17 protein-coding genes are annotated in these 16532 nt (G+C 65.9%); 9 read left to right on the top strand and 8 right to left on the bottom strand.

Annotated features, from left to right (window positions below; genetic code table 11):
• Positions 1–92: 92 nt before the first annotated feature.
• Positions 93–680 (bottom strand): TetR family transcriptional regulator, encoded by a 588-nt coding sequence (locus tag ABZW16_RS38800; RefSeq protein WP_354961131.1) that lies wholly within the window; start codon positions 678–680, stop codon positions 93–95.
• Positions 681–738: 58 nt separating this feature from the next.
• On the opposite strand from ABZW16_RS38800, the gene ABZW16_RS38795 reads away from it, so the two are divergent.
• Together ABZW16_RS38795 and ABZW16_RS38790 are read left to right on the top strand one after the other, a co-directional pair.
• Positions 739–1089 (top strand): VOC family protein, encoded by a 351-nt coding sequence (locus ABZW16_RS38795; RefSeq protein ID WP_354961130.1) that lies wholly within the window; start codon positions 739–741, stop codon positions 1087–1089.
• A complete protein-coding gene (locus ABZW16_RS38790) occupies positions 1068–2078 on the top strand; it encodes an LLM class flavin-dependent oxidoreductase (protein WP_354961129.1) in 1011 nt (336 codons plus the stop codon). Before ABZW16_RS38795 ends, ABZW16_RS38790 begins: the two co-directional genes overlap by 22 nt.
• A 431-nt stretch (positions 2079–2509) precedes the next feature.
• Here the strand turns inward: ABZW16_RS38790 and ABZW16_RS38785 are convergent, their stop codons facing one another.
• The gene (locus ABZW16_RS38785) at positions 2510–3103 is read right to left on the bottom strand and encodes a hypothetical protein (protein ID WP_354961128.1); all 594 of its coding nucleotides are present in this window, start codon (positions 3101–3103) and stop codon (positions 2510–2512) included.
• A 400-nt stretch (positions 3104–3503) separates the two neighbouring features.
• Here ABZW16_RS38785 and ABZW16_RS38780 point away from each other — a divergent pair, with 400 nt between their 5' ends.
• Both ABZW16_RS38780 and ABZW16_RS38775 read left to right on the top strand, forming a co-directional pair.
• Entirely contained in the window at positions 3504–3707 is a 204-nt protein-coding gene (locus ABZW16_RS38780) for a transposase (protein ID WP_354961132.1), read from the top strand.
• Positions 3708–4256: 549 nt separating this feature from the next.
• Positions 4257–4421 (top strand): hypothetical protein, encoded by a 165-nt coding sequence (locus tag ABZW16_RS38775; RefSeq protein WP_354961127.1) that lies wholly within the window; start codon positions 4257–4259, stop codon positions 4419–4421.
• 33 nt (positions 4422–4454) lie between these two features.
• Here the strand turns inward: ABZW16_RS38775 and ABZW16_RS38770 are convergent, their stop codons facing one another.
• Positions 4455–5330 carry a LysR family transcriptional regulator gene (locus tag ABZW16_RS38770; protein WP_354961126.1) on the bottom strand — a complete coding sequence of 292 codons (876 nt, stop codon included), beginning with the start codon at positions 5328–5330 and terminating at the stop codon, positions 4455–4457.
• Between the two features lie 85 nt (positions 5331–5415).
• On the opposite strand from ABZW16_RS38770, the gene ABZW16_RS38765 reads away from it, so the two are divergent.
• Positions 5416–6252: a PhzF family phenazine biosynthesis isomerase gene (locus tag ABZW16_RS38765; RefSeq protein ID WP_354961125.1), complete on the top strand. Its 837-nt coding sequence runs from the start codon at positions 5416–5418 to the stop codon at positions 6250–6252.
• A gap of 478 nt (positions 6253–6730) precedes the next feature.
• Here the strand turns inward: ABZW16_RS38765 and ABZW16_RS38760 are convergent, their stop codons facing one another.
• Together ABZW16_RS38760 and ABZW16_RS38755 are read right to left on the bottom strand one after the other, a co-directional pair.
• The gene (locus ABZW16_RS38760) at positions 6731–8254 is read right to left on the bottom strand and encodes an FAD-dependent oxidoreductase (protein WP_354961124.1); all 1524 of its coding nucleotides are present in this window, start codon (positions 8252–8254) and stop codon (positions 6731–6733) included.
• 47 nt (positions 8255–8301) lie between these two features.
• The gene (locus ABZW16_RS38755; protein ID WP_354961123.1) at positions 8302–9000 is read right to left on the bottom strand and encodes a TetR/AcrR family transcriptional regulator C-terminal domain-containing protein; all 699 of its coding nucleotides are present in this window, start codon (positions 8998–9000) and stop codon (positions 8302–8304) included.
• Positions 9001–9074: 74 nt separating this feature from the next.
• On the opposite strand from ABZW16_RS38755, the gene ABZW16_RS38750 reads away from it, so the two are divergent.
• Positions 9075–9455 (top strand): putative quinol monooxygenase, encoded by a 381-nt coding sequence (locus tag ABZW16_RS38750; protein WP_354961122.1) that lies wholly within the window; start codon positions 9075–9077, stop codon positions 9453–9455.
• Between the two features lie 790 nt (positions 9456–10245).
• Here ABZW16_RS38750 and ABZW16_RS38745 read toward each other — a convergent pair.
• Positions 10246–10674, bottom strand: a complete 429-nt coding sequence (locus tag ABZW16_RS38745; RefSeq protein WP_354961121.1) for a MarR family winged helix-turn-helix transcriptional regulator — start codon at positions 10672–10674, stop codon at positions 10246–10248.
• Between the two features lie 87 nt (positions 10675–10761).
• Between ABZW16_RS38745 and ABZW16_RS38740 the strand changes: the two genes are divergently transcribed.
• A complete protein-coding gene (locus ABZW16_RS38740; RefSeq protein ID WP_354961120.1) occupies positions 10762–11403 on the top strand; it encodes an MBL fold metallo-hydrolase in 642 nt (213 codons plus the stop codon).
• A gap of 467 nt (positions 11404–11870) precedes the next feature.
• On the opposite strand, the gene ABZW16_RS38735 is transcribed toward ABZW16_RS38740, so the two are convergent.
• Entirely contained in the window at positions 11871–12701 is an 831-nt protein-coding gene (locus ABZW16_RS38735) for an alpha/beta hydrolase (RefSeq protein WP_354961119.1), read from the bottom strand.
• 130 nt (positions 12702–12831) lie between these two features.
• On the opposite strand from ABZW16_RS38735, the gene ABZW16_RS38730 reads away from it, so the two are divergent.
• Positions 12832–13656, top strand: coding sequence for a helix-turn-helix transcriptional regulator (locus tag ABZW16_RS38730; protein ID WP_354961117.1), 825 nt, complete (start codon positions 12832–12834; stop codon positions 13654–13656).
• 432 nt (positions 13657–14088) lie between these two features.
• Here the strand turns inward: ABZW16_RS38730 and ABZW16_RS38725 are convergent, their stop codons facing one another.
• Positions 14089–14313: a hypothetical protein gene (locus tag ABZW16_RS38725; protein ID WP_354961116.1), complete on the bottom strand. Its 225-nt coding sequence runs from the start codon at positions 14311–14313 to the stop codon at positions 14089–14091.
• Between the two features lie 495 nt (positions 14314–14808).
• Here ABZW16_RS38725 and ABZW16_RS38720 point away from each other — a divergent pair, with 495 nt between their 5' ends.
• Positions 14809–15972 carry a protein kinase family protein gene (locus ABZW16_RS38720; protein WP_354961114.1) on the top strand — a complete coding sequence of 388 codons (1164 nt, stop codon included), beginning with the start codon at positions 14809–14811 and terminating at the stop codon, positions 15970–15972.
• The last annotated feature ends 560 nt before the right edge of the window (positions 15973–16532 follow it).

Here is a 16532-nt window from a genome sequence, read left to right as displayed (position 1 = left end):
TAAATATGACATTGTCGTATTAAGTAACCGTAAAGCTGAACAACAAAAGAAATTTGTTTTAGGTAGTGTTAGTCATAAAGTTGCTAAACGTGCTAAAGTGTCACCTCCGGTTGGGTGCCACCGCGAAGAATCGAGTTCAGTTGTTGCCGTAGAGCTTTCGGTGTGGCGGGTTGTAGTTGCTGCTGCACGATGGTGCCCAGCAGCCAGGACAGGAGGGTGCGGGCCGTCGCGGCCGGGTCGTTGACGCGGAGTTCGGCGGTGAGGTCGCACAGCAGCGTGTCCATGTCGTTCAGGGTGTCGGCGACGGTGTCGGACGATCGTCGGCGGCCGGCATCGATCCAATACTCGAACCATAGGTACGCGGCGTTGGGTTGCTCGGCGAACGTTGCCAGGTAGGCACTTACCGCCGCCCACAACTTGTCGGCCGGATCGGACTCGGCCGCGGCGGCCCGGCGCAGCGACGTGACCGTTGCCGTCACGTGCTCGCGCATCGCGAGGTCCACGATCTGGTGAATGTCGTCGAAGTAATAGTGCACCGCGCTCTTGCTGAGCGGGCCCGCCTCCGCGACAGCGCGCGCCGTGCATGCGGCCAGCCCGTCACGCGCCAGAACCTGCTTGGCGGCGTCGATGATCTGCTCGCGCTTGCCGCGCCGGTTGGCTTCGATCACGGGTCTGGTCACAGCCCTAATCTACCGACCCCATTGCCAAGTCGGGACACCTGACCTAATGTTGGGACACATGTCCCAAGTTTTTGTATTCCACGACGTCCGCACTACCGACCTCGACGCCTCGCGCCGGTTCTACACCGAGATGTTCGGCTGGCCGGTCACCGAATCCCCCGCCGGCCCGCTATTCGGTGACGACAGCGGTGTCTGGGGCGGATTCACACCGCTCGCCGCGGACGATTCGCGTCGTCCGCAATGGATTCCGTATGTTCCGGTGCCTGACGTGGATGCCGCGGCCGAGCAGGCAGTCGCGCTGGGAGCGCGAATCGTCAAGCCCCGCACCGACCTGCCGCCGGGGTCAGTAGTTGTCGTCGACGAGCCCGGCGGCGCGACGCTTGCGCTGTGGCAGGCGACGGAGCGGTAGACGCCATGCGCTTGTCGTGTGCGCTGCCGCCCTCCGCAGCGATTACCGAGCATGCCCGGCAGGCTGAGCGCCTGGGCTATCACCGAGTCTGGGTATTCGAATCACCTGCGCTGCATACGGATCTGTGGATCGCGCTGGCGCAGGTCGCGGCTGCGACCGAACGCATCGGGCTGGGCGCCGGTGTCGCCGTCGCCGGCCTGCGCCATCCGATGGCGACAGCATCCGCGGCCGCGTCGGTCACCGAACTCGCGCCGGGACGACTGACGGTGGCGTTCGGCACCGGCCATACCGCGCGCCGGGTACTCGGGCAGCGGCCGGTTCGGGTTGTGGATCTGGTCGACGAGGTACGTCAGGTGCGGTCGTTGCTGGCTGGCCAGGTGGTCGATATCGACGGAAAAGCCTGCCAGATGCGGCAATTGCCCGGCTTCGGCCCAGCCCGGCCCATCGAGGTGCCGATCTGGCTGGCCGCCTCGGGCCCACGTGCCATCGCGGCCGCGCGCGATCTCGAGGTGCCAGGTGTGCTGGTCACCAATACCCCGGACCGGTCCTGGCGCGAATGCGCTCTGCTGCGATTCGGCACCGTGCTGCGCCCCGGCGAGGACCACACCACGCCCCGTGTCATCGACGCCGCGGGGCCCGGCTGGGCCAGCATCGTGCACGCGATCTGGGAGGGTTCACCGGAAGCCGTCGACGATATCCCCGGCGGCGGCCGCTGGCGAGCAGACCTCGAGGCCCACCGGCCGCCGGCACAACGCCACCTCGACGTTCATCAAGGGCACCTCACCACCCTGAACGGCCGAGACCACGACCTCGTCACCGCCGCAGGCCCAGCCCTGCTCACCCCCGGCTGGACCGGAACACCCGAACAGCTACGTGACCAGGTAGCTCAGGCGGTTGCGTTCGGTGTGACCGAGATCGTCTACGCCCCGGCCGGCGGCGACATCACCGCCGAACTCACCGCCTACGCGAAAGCTCTGAGCATGGTCTAACAGCCCGGCCCAAGATCCACCTCAACCGATAGGAACCACCCGGGACGCCCGGAAATGGCCGCGTATCGTGCGAACAACCCAAGCTGATGATTGGGCCGTGCGCGGTGGTCTTCTATGTGCCAACAATGCGCGCCGATCGCCGCTAGATCGGTAAATCAGCAGGTCAAGCCTTGGTTTTCAGCTGCCGAGCGCCTACCGGCATGATCCGAATCGCTGGCCCATCGACTGTCAGGGTGTTCGGGTTGTGGAGCGTTAGGCCCATCGAACAGTGCAGCCGCAGGTCATCGACCTGAGGCTGCACTGTGGTGTGTTATTGCGCGAACACCTTGCGGTGGTTCAGCCATCGACGAGCGTCGTTTGTGTCCGAGCGAGCTGTGTGCCGAGCTCGACAGTCACCGCGCCGCGCTCAGCTGATCGTTGGAAGCCTCGGTTCAGAACTTGCCGGTGTGGTGTTCGATTCGGTGCCCGAGTTGGGTGGCGAATTCGGTGATGAAGTCCTCGGTGAGGGGCGGCCAACCCCAGAAGTCGAAGGCGAGGGTACCCAGGGCGAAGTTGTCTGCCCATTGCCAGGTGGTGATGGGGCTCGTTGTGGTGCAGGAGGGGCAGATTGCTGAGCCGGCGCCTGTTTGTTTCCACGCGTCGATCGCGTCCGAGAACGGCTGCCATACGGCGGGATCGGCTTGCCATTGTTGCGGGTAGTCGATGATCGTGGTGGTGGCCTGGCAGCATGGGCATATTGCGGAGGCCGGTTCGATGCCGCCCTGGCCGGGATAGTGGTCGTCGCGGCCGACGATGACGGCGACGGGGCCGGGGATCCAGTCGGCGCCCCATTCATGGGTGATCTGCGGCCAGTCGGGGCCTGGGACATAGCCTTGGTCGACCTGGAGGCTGTACATCGCCTCGCGCGAAGTCTCGCGAAGCAGCCATCGTCGCGACACCATCCAATCCACCATGTGTTCGGCCAGCGTGCTCGCGTCGGCCGAGGTTACATCGAGGTCGACGATTCGTTCGAAATAGTCACCCACACCCGCATCCTGCCACCAAGGACCGACGCCCGGTCATCTCTTGCGAGGTCGGTGCCGAGATCGATGCGATCGACAGCACGATGATCGAACTCCCGCGGGTTCGTCGGCGGGAGTGGGGGCGGTGAGGCCGAAGGCGGTCGGCGACATGGCGCCTTCGTCGACGGTGGCGATGTCGTTGAAGCCGAAGGGGCGCGTAGCGGGCGTTGAACTCGGCGGCCGCCTGGAAGAATCAGACAACCTTGCCGTCCTTGGCCCAGCCAGGCATGCCCTACAAGGTCTCCCCACACGGCACCCGGTGGGAGGCAAGCCAATACCCCACCGGGCACCTGGACCAAATCCTGGCCGGGATCGGGTCCTGACACCAGTCCCCGACTAGCCGCACGAGCTTCGGCTCACCGACCTGGTCACCTCCATCACCGGGCTCTCGGCGGTCGGTGCAGCGGCGATTCTGGCCGAAACCGCCGACCCCGCCCAGTTCACCACCGCCCGAGCCCTGGTCGAACACGCTGGTCTGGCACCGCGAGAGAAGCTGTCCGGCACGTTCACCGGACGCACCAAACTCACCGGCCAAGGCCGATCCAGCCTGCGTTTGGCCGCGTGGTGAGCGGTCTAGGGCGCCCAACGGGCGAACCCTGTCTATGCCGCTCGCTACCAGCATCTGACCGGCCGCGAGGACAACAAACTCACCCCCACCCAAGCCCAGGCCGCCATCGCCGCGACCATCCTGCGTCACCTGCATGCTGTCATCACCACCGGCAAGCGCTGGGATCCACACACTGCCACCACGGCACCCGCGCCACCATCACCCCAATCCCGGTGGCCACCTGAATATTTCAGCGACCATCGAGCGGGCGGTCGGGGCGAGCCCCACGCAGCATAGAGACACACCGTGATCTCGCCTGTAATTATGGGCAGCCCCGACCGTCATCACCTCAACCCGATTACCCGCTGCAGGGACCAACGCCATCACCGCTATGCCGGGACGACGACGGCCGAGGCACCGACCGAACCGCTTGACACAAAACGACTTACGCTGATTACAGGACATTCGGCAAACGATTGGCGGCCTCAACCCTTCGTCCATGTCCTGGGGAGCAGTTGGATGACTTCGGGGAGGTGGCTAGGGGTGGAGGGAGATCTCGAAGGAGACTGCATGCGACGCGGAGAAGTCTGGTGGGCCGAGTTCGATGAGCGGCGCCCTGTGGTGTTGCTCGACGGCGACGAGTCGTCCGGCTTCCAGGCGTTGCAGATCGTGCCGCCGGCGGGCATCGATATCAGTGGGTTGGGCATCGAGGTGCAGATAGGTGCAGGCGAATAGGTTGGGGCACTTCATATTTGATGCTGTGATCGCTTACCCGCCGGAAAGCAGCTTCGTTGCACCGCGCCGGATTTCCTCGATCACCGCGTCGAGCGCGCGGCCCGGCGACCGGCGGCGGTGACGGACCAGCAGCAATCCGGGTTCGACGATCGCCGGCCCGGGGAAACGAGCCAGCCGCCGCTCGTCGACGGCGAAAACGGGCAGTACGGCCAGTCCGAGTCCAGCCGCGACGCAGGCCCGGGCGGCCTCGATACTGCCCAACCGAGTCGTGCGAACCACTGCCGCACTGTCCCGCAGGCACCGAGCGACCTCGTCGCTGTAGGTGCAGCCCTCTTCGAGTAGGAACCATCGCTGCTCCGCCAACTCCGCCCACGATTGCGCTGTCACCGATTGCCGCCGATCGGTAACGAATGCGAGTTCGAGGGTGCCCAGCTGATCGACAACGAGATCGGGCGCCTCGAGCGACGGCTCGAGCATCAGTGCGAGCGCATAGCGGCCGGTACGTAGCGCGTCGGCCGCGTCGGCCGTGCCCGCCGGCGACAGCATGACCTCGACCCCCGGATGACGTCGTTGCAACGCCGCGATCACTCCGGGAAGCAGGTGCCCGCACAGGGATTCCGGCGCCACGATGCCGACCGTGCCTTGGATCGGGCCGGCTACATCCGGATCGGCGCGCAGCGCTGCCTCGGCATCGAGGACCAGACCGGCTTTCTCCAGGGTCCGCCGCCCCGCGTCGGTCAGCGTCGCGCCGAGCCGCAACCGATCGAACAGCCGCAGCCCGAGCTCGGTCTCCAACGTCTTGATGTGTGCGGTCACCGTCGACTGGGCGAGGTGTAATTCGGCCGCGGTCGCAGTGAAACTGCCGGTCCTCGCGAGTGCGACGAAGGTGGCGAGTACCCGGGTGTCCATACCATCGATGCTATCGGAATATTCGATGGAGAATATCAAAATACATCGTTGGACTCGATCGTCGCGCGATGCGAGCATGAGACATATGAGCACCGAAGTACTGCGCTACACCGCATTCAGTACCGATCCGGCCGGCGGCAACCCCGCCGGGGTCGTCCTCGATGGGACCGGACTCGACGACTCCGAGATGCAGCGGATCGCCGGGAAGGTCGGCTATTCGGAGACTGCCTTCCTGAACCACACACGCGACCGGCACTACCGGGTTCGGTATTTCAGCGCGCTCGCCGAGGTCGATTTCTGTGGCCACGCCACCATCGCAACCGCAGTCGCACTCACCGAACGCATCGGCCCCGGCACACTGAATTTCCGAACCAACATCGGCGATATCGTCGTCGAGACCAGTACCGCCGACGATCACCCGGCCGCGACATTGACCAGCGTCGCAACGCATTCCAGGGCGGCGACCGCGACCGAGATCTCCGACACGCTGGAAGCACTGGGCTGGGACCCAACCGATCTCGATCCGGCCTTTCCTGCCCGGGTGGCTTATGCCGGCAACGACCATCTGATGCTGGCCGCCGCATCCCGCGAACGCCTGGCCGCCCTGGACTACGACTTCGACGCCCTCGGCGCAGTCATGCGCGAGGCCGGATGGACGACGGTGCACCTGTTCTGGCACGAGGACGACCGCCGCTTCCAGGCCCGCGACCCCTTCCCCATCGGCGGAGTCGTCGAGGACGCCGCAACCGGTGCCGCAGCGGCGGCCTTCGGCGGATACCTCCGCGACATCGGTTATGCCGAATCTGGCCGAATCACCATCACCCAGGGCGTCGATATGGGTCGGCGGAGCCGGCTGCTGGTCGACCTCGATCCAGCCGCAACCGGCATTCGGGTCACCGGAAACGCAGTGCGGATCGACTGAGCATCAGCCGGAACCGCGCCGAATTCCGGATCGGAGCGGCAAATCGCCGCGGCGGCGGTGCAGTTGCTAAGCCATGCCTGTACCGCTGCCGTGATCGCCGTCGAGCAATACGGCACTGAGCGTTTCACCTCGTGCCGCATGGCATTGCGATACCACTGGCTCTCGATCAGCCCAGCCGCAGACAACACCGACGCGTGCTACTGTCGCGGCTTGGCCAGGTCCGACATCCACCCGGGTAACGACGTGCCGCAGAGCCTTGCCCGGCGTCGTGCCACGCCGGGACGCTCACCCCGGACGTCCGCGCCGAGCAGGGCGGCGGTGAGCCGCCAAGACCTCCACCGATGATCGCGATCGGGTGATGGTACTCATGGCCCCTTCGAGGTGCTCATGGCGGGGAAAACACTGAATACCGCTGGCGCTCAGGCGTAGTGGCTTGGGCTGTCCGGATGCGGGTTCGTGCCCCTTTGCCGGCGGGCGGTCAGTGTTCCGGGCGGCCGAACCAGCGGGTCGCGGCTTGTTGGAACGCTTCGGGATCGGGGCCATGGTCGTCCGCCCAGGCCACGATGCCGTCGGGCCGGATCAGTACGGCGCCGAGACCGAGGTTGTCGTGTACCGGGCCGGCCGCGTAATGGATCCGGCCTTGCCAACCCTGGGCTGCGTCCCGGAGTGCGTGGTCGGTGCTGAAGTCGAGCGCGACGCCGTGTCCTTGCTGTAGGAGGTCACCGAGGCGAGTGTCGTCGTCGAAGCGAAAGTCAGGGGCGGTGTGGCCGGCGCGGGGCTGTCGGCTGCCCAGGTCGTAGCGGTGGGCCAGTCCCGATGTTTTCCGGTACACGTGGGTGGTTCCGTCTGGGGTGCTCATCAGGTCGCGGACCAGCCGCTGCAGGGCGGGGGCATTGGGGCCCGGTTGCATGGTTGCGACCTGGGCCCGGGACCAGTCGAGAACAGACGCGCCGATGGGGTGGCGCTCGCTGGTGTAGGTGTCGAGCAGTCCGTCGGGCGCGTGGCCGTGCACGGTTGCCGCGAGCTTCCACCCGAGATTCATCGCGTCGCCGATGCCGAGGTTGAGTCCTTGGCCGCCGAGTGGGGAGTGGATGTGGGCGGCGTCGCCGGCGAGCAGGACGCGGCCGTTGCGGTAGGTCGTGACCTGCATGGCGCGGTCGGTGAAGCTGGAGGCGAGGTGGACCTCGGTCAGTGTCACCTCGGTGCCGGAGACCCGGCGCAGGACCGCTTGGAGGTGTTCGCGGGTCAGCGGCTGTGAGCGGTCGAACGTGGCGCCGTCGAAGTCCATCATGCCCAGGTGTCCTTCGAAGGGCGTGCGCAGGTACATACCGGTCGGTGTCAGGTTGAACCCGAGGCGCAACTGTTGCGGGTCGGCGAAGGTGACTCGTGCGACGTAGCCGGTGAACAGCGGCTCGGTGCCGACGAACTCGAAGCCTGCGAGCCGGCGTACCGCGCTGCGGCCGCCGTCGCATCCTACGAGCCACCGCGCCCGGTACTCGTGCCCGCCCGCTGTCGCGACAACGGCGTCGTCGTCCTGGGTCACGGCTGTGACGGGAACACCCCGGATGATCTGCGCACCGAGCGCGGCGGCCCGCTCCGCCAGCACCGTCGTGACCGCCTCGAGGCTGGTCATGATCGGTTCCATCGCCGGACTGGGCAGCCGGTGCGGGAGGGCGTCGGTTTCGATGTTGGTCGCGTCGAGCGTTATTCCCGCGAAGTGGCTCACATTCCGGGGAGGTGGGGTCTGGTCGGCATCAGGGGCGGCGCCGACCGCTGCCGCATCGACACCGGACACTTTCAGCAGTGCGGCCAGCATGCCGCGACGGTAGAACGCTTCGACGGAACCGGGGGTCAACCCGCGCAGCCCGAGTGGGAGTGTTTTCAACGGCGAGTCCGGGTCCGGGTCCTGCTCGAGTACCAGGACAGCGCAACCGGCCAGCGCGAGTTCGCCGGCCAAGAACAGGCCGATCGGGCCGGCGCCCGCGATTATGACGTCATGCATGAAGAAATTCCCTTCTGATTGTCGCTGACCCGATCGGATTCGACGGGTCAGCGCAGGTTGGTGATGCCGTCGAGGACGGCGGCGATGCCAGTGAGGAACTGCTCGCGGTCATCGTGCTCACGCATCTGGCCGGCGATCACGTGCATGAACGGGTAGTCGTCGGGATCGAGTTCCTGCCACGCGGTCGACACCGCGCCGAGGAACTCGCCGCGGTCGGCCTGGGGGTCGACACCCGAGGTATCACCGTCCACACGGGCGTGCTGGCCGACGGCACCGAGGATGTAGTGCACCAGCGTCGAAGTCGCGTCGAACCACGCGGCTTGCGGCACACCCAGTGCCCCCACCTGCCGGCCGAACCGCTCGAAGATCCCCACCGTCACCGGCCCGCACGGATTGCGGGTGATCTGCAGGGCCAAGCGCGTGGCAAGCCACTGATGTTCGGCGATCGCGTCGAACAGGCCCAGCGCCACGGCGCGGATCTCGTCCCCCGCAGTAGTCCGGGCCCCGGCGGGCTCGGTGTCCAGCACAGTGCCGATGACTGTTTCGGTCGCGGCATCCAGCAGCTCGTCTCGGGCGCCTACCTGGTAGTAGATCGCCCCGGTTCCGGTGGCCAGGCGCTCGGTCAGAGCCCGGACCGTCAGCGCGCTCTCGCCGCCGCCGTCGAGCAGCTCAATAGCGGTAGCGATGATCTGCTCCCGGGAGAGCACCTGGTTGCGCCGCTGTGCCCGGCGTGCTCGTGTTGCCATGGCCCGATTCTGCCAGCATTTTTGGAGCATCGCACTAATTTGGATCAATGAACCAATTAAGGTACGTTTTCCACATGCCAGATACCCACTCCAGGGTCACCGCACGGGCCGCTGCGGCATCACCGAAGCATCCCGGACCCGTGGTCATGCTTGTGCGAGTGCATGCGCGGCCGGATCAGATCGACGTAGCGCAACGGGCGCTGGAGAAGATCGCCGGTCCAACTCGCGCCAACCCCGACTGCCTGGAATTCCGTATCTTCCAGGACCGAGACGATCCGCAGTCGTTCACCCTTCTGGAACACTGGGTCAGCCTCGAGGCCAATATCGAACACGGCAAACGTGACTACATGGCCGAGTACATCGCCACGAAGGACCAGATCTTCGACGCATTCCGCGGCGAGTTCGTCCAGGAGATCTGCCCACCGGGTACTGGTTCCTTTGCCGAAGCGCAATGAAACGCGACCGCGACTCGATCACATCGGTCCGAGGCCGGAGCACTCGCGACATCTTCAATGATCAAGCGCCCGAGCGCATCCCGAACGGGTCAATCACGAAAATTGGGCCAGATCCGATTTCTGACGGCGGTTGTTCACGAATGTCGACGGCGGCGGGCGGGGTTGCTTCGCGCACGACGCGCCAGGCCTGATCCGAATCACCGGCCCTTCGACCATCAGCGGGTTCGGATTGTGGAGCGTTAGGCCCACAGAGTAACGAAGCCGCAGGTCAAGTGCCTGCGGATGCGTTGCGATTGTGGCATTGCACGAACACCTGTCGGAGCTCGTAGCCGATCCAGGTACCCGTCGGAGTTCGGGTATCCGAACGTCGGGGACCTTGACGAAGGCTGGCACGAACAGCGCCGTGACCGGAGCAGCCGGACAGCAATCCATAACGAAGCGTTCGTCGGCCGCGGGAATGACGTCCGGAATGGGCCGAACATGGACTTCGACACCGGAAGGGTGCCGGTTGTGGAGCGTTAGACCCATTGAACAGGTGAAGTCGCAGGTCATCGACCTGCGGCTTCACCTGTTGTGCGTTATTGCGCGAACACCTTGCGGTGGTTCAGCCATCGACGAGCGTCGTTTGCGTCCGAGCGATCCAGGGGCGTCAAGGCCCGGCGCACTCCGGGCGGGCGGTCCGTGCAGCGAGAGTAGACGCCCGCTCATGCCGATGTGCGCCTGTTGCCGGGGACCGGGAGTGATCGTGTCGACGGCTCACTCTCGTCGGCGGTGTCAAGGCGTGACCTGATCACGGTCGCCGTCCGTTTATGTGGGTGGTGAGGCGGGTCAGCAACGGCACGCAGTCCCGCAGCTGCTGCCGCTCGTCCGGGGTGAGCGTGTTTTGGATGGCGCTGTCGAGTGATGTGGCGCGCTGGGTACGTTCGCGCCGCAGGCGGGCACGGCCGGTATCGGTGATGTACAGCAGGTGCTTGCGGCCGTCGTCGGGGTGAGGTTCGGTGCGCACCAGGCCGGTGTCGAGCAGTTCCTTGACGGACTTGGCGGCCGACTGGTGCGTCACGTTACGCCGTTGCGCCAGTTCGGCGGTGGTGTGCGGGCCGTCGCGGTCGAGGTGGCCGAGGATGGCGGCCTCTCCGGTCGGCATGGTGTCGGCGACCCGCACGGCGCGGACCAGATCACCGATCGCGTGCCGCAGATCTTCGGCCAGTGCGTCGTTCACCACTCCACCTTATCCGAATAACGCACTCTAGTTGTACAATTTAGTTGTACAGTTTGGTTGCATTATTCAGGAAACCTGAGGAGCCTCATGCAGCTCACCAAGTTCGGTCATGCCTGCGTCCGTGTCGAGATCGACGGCCACCGCCTGGTGGTCGACCCGGGCGGCCTCACCGATCCGCAGGCGTTGGAGGGCGCCGATGCGGTCCTGGTCACCCACGAACATTTCGACCACTTCTCGGAGAAGATGCTTCGCGAAGCCGCACAACAGAATCCGGCCCTGCGGATCTGGACCAACACCTCCGTCGCCCGGAAGCTGGACGGCCTGGGTGCGCGAGTCACCGCCGTCGGTGCGGGCGAGGTCTTCACCGCGGCCGGCTTCGAGGTGAAGGTGTACGGCACCTGGCACGCGGTCATCCACCCCGCCGTCCCGCGTGTCGGCAACATCGGGTTCTTGATCGACGACGCCCTGTTCCATCCCGGCGACGCCCTCACCGTCCCGGACGTCGCCGTCGATACCCTGCTGCTGCCCGTGCACGGGCCCTGGTCCACCACTGGACAGCTGATCGACTATGTGCGGGAAGTGGGCCCACGCCAGGTTCTCGCCGTCCACGACGGCGCACTCAACGACATCGGCATCGCGATGGTGGCCGGCTTCCTGGGCGACAACGGCCCCGGCATCGGCGCCCAGTACCTTCGGATACCCTCGGGCACATCCGCCGAAATCGCCTGAGATCGCCTCCGGTACAACCGCAGATAGCCCGGGCCTGCACGTCTACTTTGCGGAATTACCGCCCACTGAGCGATCCGAACGGCTAAGTCGGAAGGGCCGCCGGCCCGGTCGCGCCCGCCCATTCTGTAAGTAGCCGCATACCGAGCGAACGACCCGAACTGAACGCTTGGGGCGCTTGGGAGTGTGCGCGGTGGTCTCCGATGTGCCAGCGGAGCGCCGATCGCCGACAACTTGGTGGAATCGGTGGGTCATGCAATGGTCTTCACCCGCCGAACGCCTACCGGCACGATCTGAATCGCTGGCCCTTTGACCGTCAAAGTGTTCGGGTTGTGGAGCGTTGGGCCCACTCATGAAGGCCCAGACTCGCTCACTCGAGGTAGGGCTCGTATTCGTTGAAATCGGCTAATACGGCAAGTAAGGCAAGCGGCAACCCGCACCCCGGTGATCCGGGGCGCGGGTTGCTGAGATCACCGGGACAGTGAGGCTGCGAAGGATGTGATGGCGTCGGCATAGGCGCCCGCTTCGCTGAGATACAGTCCGTGCCCGGCGCCGGGCAGCACCGTGAGCGACGCGTTCGGGATCAGTTCCTCGCAGCGGCGGCCGGTCAGCTCCAACGGGTTGTTGATGTCGGCGTCGCCCTGGATTATCAGGGTCGGCACCGCGATGTCGGGCAATTCGGCGGTCAGGTCCACGCCCACATTGGTTTCGAAGGCCGCCAGCATGACCGGTACGGGCGTGTCCACCATCTGGCGGCGGACGCTGTCGGCAAGTGCCGCCGAGATCGGGCGGGCGGTGCCGAAGAAGTCCTCGGCCCGCCACGAGTCGAGCATCGCGCCGATGTCCGTGCGGATGAACTGCCGCATCGCGACCACCGCTTCCGGCGGGATACCGTCCGGATTGCCAGGAGCCTGCGCCAGCATCGGAGCGCTCGGGGCGCTGAGCACCAGGCCGGCCACGCGCGCGCTGCCGTGTCTGGTGAGGCAGCGGGCCGCCTCGGCGCCGCCGAGCGAGTGACCGACCAGCAGCACGTCGCGCAGGTCGAGCGCGTCGAGCAGTGCGGCGAGGTCGTCAGCGAGTGTGTCCAGATCACAACGCAGTTCGGCAATGTCGGAGCGGCCGTGGCCACGGCGGTCGTATGCGATGCAGCGGTATCCGGCGTCCAGGAAATCGGGCAGGAGATAGTCCCACATACCCTTGTGCACGCCCCAGGCATGGGCGAAAACGATCGGCCTGCGGTCGGCGCCGCCCCAATCCGTGAAATGGATGCTGGTGCGGTCCTTGGTCTCGATGAACGGCATGATCCTCCAATCCGTGAGCACTACCCCGTTCTGGGTCGGTGCTTTTCGAGGATCGGGCGGCAGCGGGGTGAGTGTCGACTACGTGGCAGGTAGTCGACTCGCCGACCCGCCGCGTCCTACGCTCGGCGGCATGACCTCGACTCGCGACAATGTCGGACCGCTGGTGCGCCGCCACCGCGAGCGCGCCCGCTTCAGCCAGATGGCACTGGCCCTCGAAATCGGGGTGTCCACCCGCCACCTCGGCTTCGTCGAGCTGGGCAGGTCCCGGCCTAGCCCCGAACTGCTGATGGCCATTGCCGAGCGACTGGACGTGCCCCTGCGCGAGCGCAACGAATGGCTGCTCACCGCCGGATACGCGCCCCGCTACGCCCAGACACACCTGGACGCTCCGACCATGCGGCGGGTGCGCTCCGCCCTGCAAACGTTCCTGGACGGGCAGAACCCCTATCCGGCCGTCGCGCTCGACCGCGGCTGGAACGTGGAGCTGACGAACCACGCAGCTCAGCGGCTGACCGATTCCCTGCCCGCACACGTCCTGGAGCCGACCCGCAACGTCTTCCGCATCGCCCTGCACCCTGACGGATTCGCTTCCCGCAGCGCCAATTTCGCCGAATGGTCGCCTTACGTCCTGCGCAACCTCGACCGGGTGGCCACCCGCACCGACGACCCCGCGCTCCGTGCCCTGGCCATCGAGGCGCAGTCCTGGCCCGCCGTTCCCGCGCGCAAGAGCTGGTCCGATCCCGCCCCCACAGATCCCGAAAGCACGGTCCTCACCTGGCGGATCCGCCTGCACGACCAGGACCTCACCCTGTTCACCATCATGAGCGTCATCGGTACCCCGTTGGACATCGGTCTGTCCGAACTGACCATCGAGACCTTCGTCCCCGCTGACTCCGCCACCCACGAGCTCCTCTGGGAATGGTCCCAAACCTCCCAACCAGACGGAATAACATGACGCACGACGAGAAAGCGGTCCTCTCGGTCGGTTGTCAGCACCGATCACCCCGCCGTGGCCCTGCGCCGGGCGTCGACAGGCTTGATCCGGATCTCAGGACCGGCGGCTACCAGGGTGTTCGCGTTGTGAAGCGTTAGGCCCACAAATTGACACGAATAGTGCTGTTGATCAGGGGTTTTGCTGTCTCTCGGCCATGAGACCAGCTTCGGTCGCATATCGCCTGGTCAGCGCCTGTTTTCTTGTTCTAGTTGGCCTCCGAGGTGTGTTTTCGTTCCCACTCGGTGTTGATCAAGTCGGAAGGCACTCTTCATTACCGCGACCACGAGCCATGCTCGTCGCAAGTGCGGTCTCGCCTGGTCATCATGGATTGATGTCAGGACCGAGCCCGCCCGTGTGTGTCGCGGGTGCGGACGCCCCGCTCGCGCAGATGGTTCAACACGGTGGCCAGATCGGCGGCGAAGTGTTCCCGACTCGTGCCAGGGACCAACCGAGACGGTAGAGGCGGATCGCCTCGTCGGTCTGGTCGGGGGACAGGCCGCGTCGGCGCATCGGCACGTCGTGCCGATCCAGGATGGCGCTGATGGTGCGGCGGTCGACACCGAATCGGTTGCTCAGTTCGTAGGTCGTTGCGCCAGCGACATAGTCGTGTATCAGCATCTGGATGTGGTCCTGATCGAGTTGTCGTGCCCGCCTCGGCGTGGACCAGCCACCGTTCTCGATGGCGTCAAAGGCGGCAACGAACGATACCGAACCCCTTTGACTGTGGCGGCGTGAGACGAGCTGCTATGCAGCACTTTTCGGGCTGCCGAACAACCGATATGCGGCATTTACGGGTACTTGATCGAACCATAGCCAGTTGGAGCGAATGTGGCTTATCGGTAGCCGTGAACCCGTTCGTAAAGACTGGTTGGCCATTTCGCGTTCTGCGGGTCGGCGACATGCCGAAAGCCAGTGCCCTCGTAGCCTCAGGCCGACGCCTGACGCCTCGTCTCTCACTACGTGGAGTCGTCGTGTGGAGGTCGTAACGTAGAGTGCGGTTCCGGGAGACAGGACGGGACCGCCGTCGGGTGCGGTCCCGGACCGACCTCCTGCCCGCTCCGGAGGCCGCCGGCACGACCGCGTGGCCATGGCTGAATCGAGGTCGGCGCCCACGTGGAGGCCGCAGCGCGCGCAGTGACGTCCTGTTCACCTGACGCGGCGATATCCCGCGACGCGGCGACGACCCGCGACATGTCGCGCCCGGCGCGCCTGCACGCCCACAGCGCCGTCTCCACGGCCCTGGCGCTGCACAGCGATCACGCGTTGCGCGAGCTCGTGGATGCGGCCGCGCCGATCGGCGCCGGTATCGGCGGGAAGTCGGCGCTGCTGGAGGTCGCCGGAACCCCGGTCTTTGTGAAGCGAGTGCCCCTCACCGACCTGGAACGGCAGCCCGAGCACGTCCGGTCCACGGCGAACCTGTTCGACGTCCCGCTCTTCTGCCAGTACGGCGTCGGCCTCATCGGCGGGCCGGGCTTTGGGGTCTGGCGCGAGCTCGCCGTGCACACCATGACGACGAACTGGGTGCTCGCCGCCGAACACGAGAGCTTTCCGCTGATGTACCACTGGCGGGTGTTGCCGGACACGACGCCGCTGCCGGAGGAGCTCGCCGACATCGATCGCGCCGTCGCCTACTGGGACGGCCGACCACAGGTACGCCACCGGATCGAGGCCCTCCAGGACTCTTCGGCGAGCATCGCGCTGTTCCTGGAGTACATCCCACAGAACCTGCACGAGTGGCTGAACGCCCAGATCGAGGCGGGCGACGAGGCCGCCGACCGGGCCTGCGTCATGGTGGAACGGGAACTGGCCGCCGGCACCGCGTTCATGAACAGCCGTGGGCTGCTGCACCTCGACGCGCACTTCGAGAACATCCTGACCGACGGTCAACGCCTCTACTTCGGCGACTACGGCCTCGCACTCTCCTCCGGGTTCGACCTCTCGCCGGAGGAGGCCGCGTTCTTCGACCAGAACCAGAGCTACGACCGCGGCTACACCGCCACCTACCTAGTGAACTGGCTGGTCACCGCCCTGTACGGGCTCCGGCGGGAGGACCGGGAGGCGCGCGCCACGATGGTGCGCGCCTTCGCCGAGGGCAAGCCGCCGGAGGGCATCCCTAAGGAGGCCGCCACGGTCCTCACCCGGCACGCGCCGATCGCCGCGGCGATGTCCGCGTTCATGCGTGCGTTCCAGCAGGCGAGCCGGAGCACCCCGTATCCGAACGAGGAGATCCGCCGCCTGCTGGGCGGCCAGGCCTCTGTGCTCGTTCAGCCGGTGTGACGGACCCGGAAGCGGGTGGGCTCGGCCGGATCCCGGTCGACGACCTGGACGGGCGGCCATACCCATGTTCGTGCCTCGATCTGCGATCGATGCTGCACCGCAGTGTATTTCGTGTCGCAAACCGCCCTGTATGCGGCAATACAGGATGTTCCCCGAGGTTGCCGCGCATTGCTGCGGTGAGGTCAGGCAGGGTCTTCGTAGCCGGGCGTCTTCGTCGAATCACGAGTCACCGCCGCGTTGTGGTTCCAAGCCGGTCCGCTAGCTTGCGTAGCCGTGCGGAGGAGGCACCTCTGAAACTGGAATAGCAAGCTCTGCCCGTGCTGCTTCGAGCAGCTCTTTGTGAACCTCCGTGCACCCCTGCATAGCTTGGTTGTGCTCGGTGAGGTTTGCCCGCCAACTGTCAGGGAGGTCCTGCACACGCTCAGTGATGTCTACACCGTGGCGCAGTGCATGCACAGGACCTCGAGGCGCACTCAACTCGGCATTCTCGGACGTTCCACGCGGACGCCAACGGCCCGAGATAGCCTCGGGCCGTTGATCTTCGGACTGTCGCATCTGGC

This window comes from Nocardia sp. NPDC004604 (assembly GCF_040609795.1).
In the GTDB taxonomy this organism is placed as follows: domain Bacteria; phylum Actinomycetota; class Actinomycetes; order Mycobacteriales; family Mycobacteriaceae; genus Nocardia.
The sequence above is the reverse complement of the archived record's forward strand: the minus strand, read 5'-3'. Positions and strand labels throughout refer to the sequence as shown.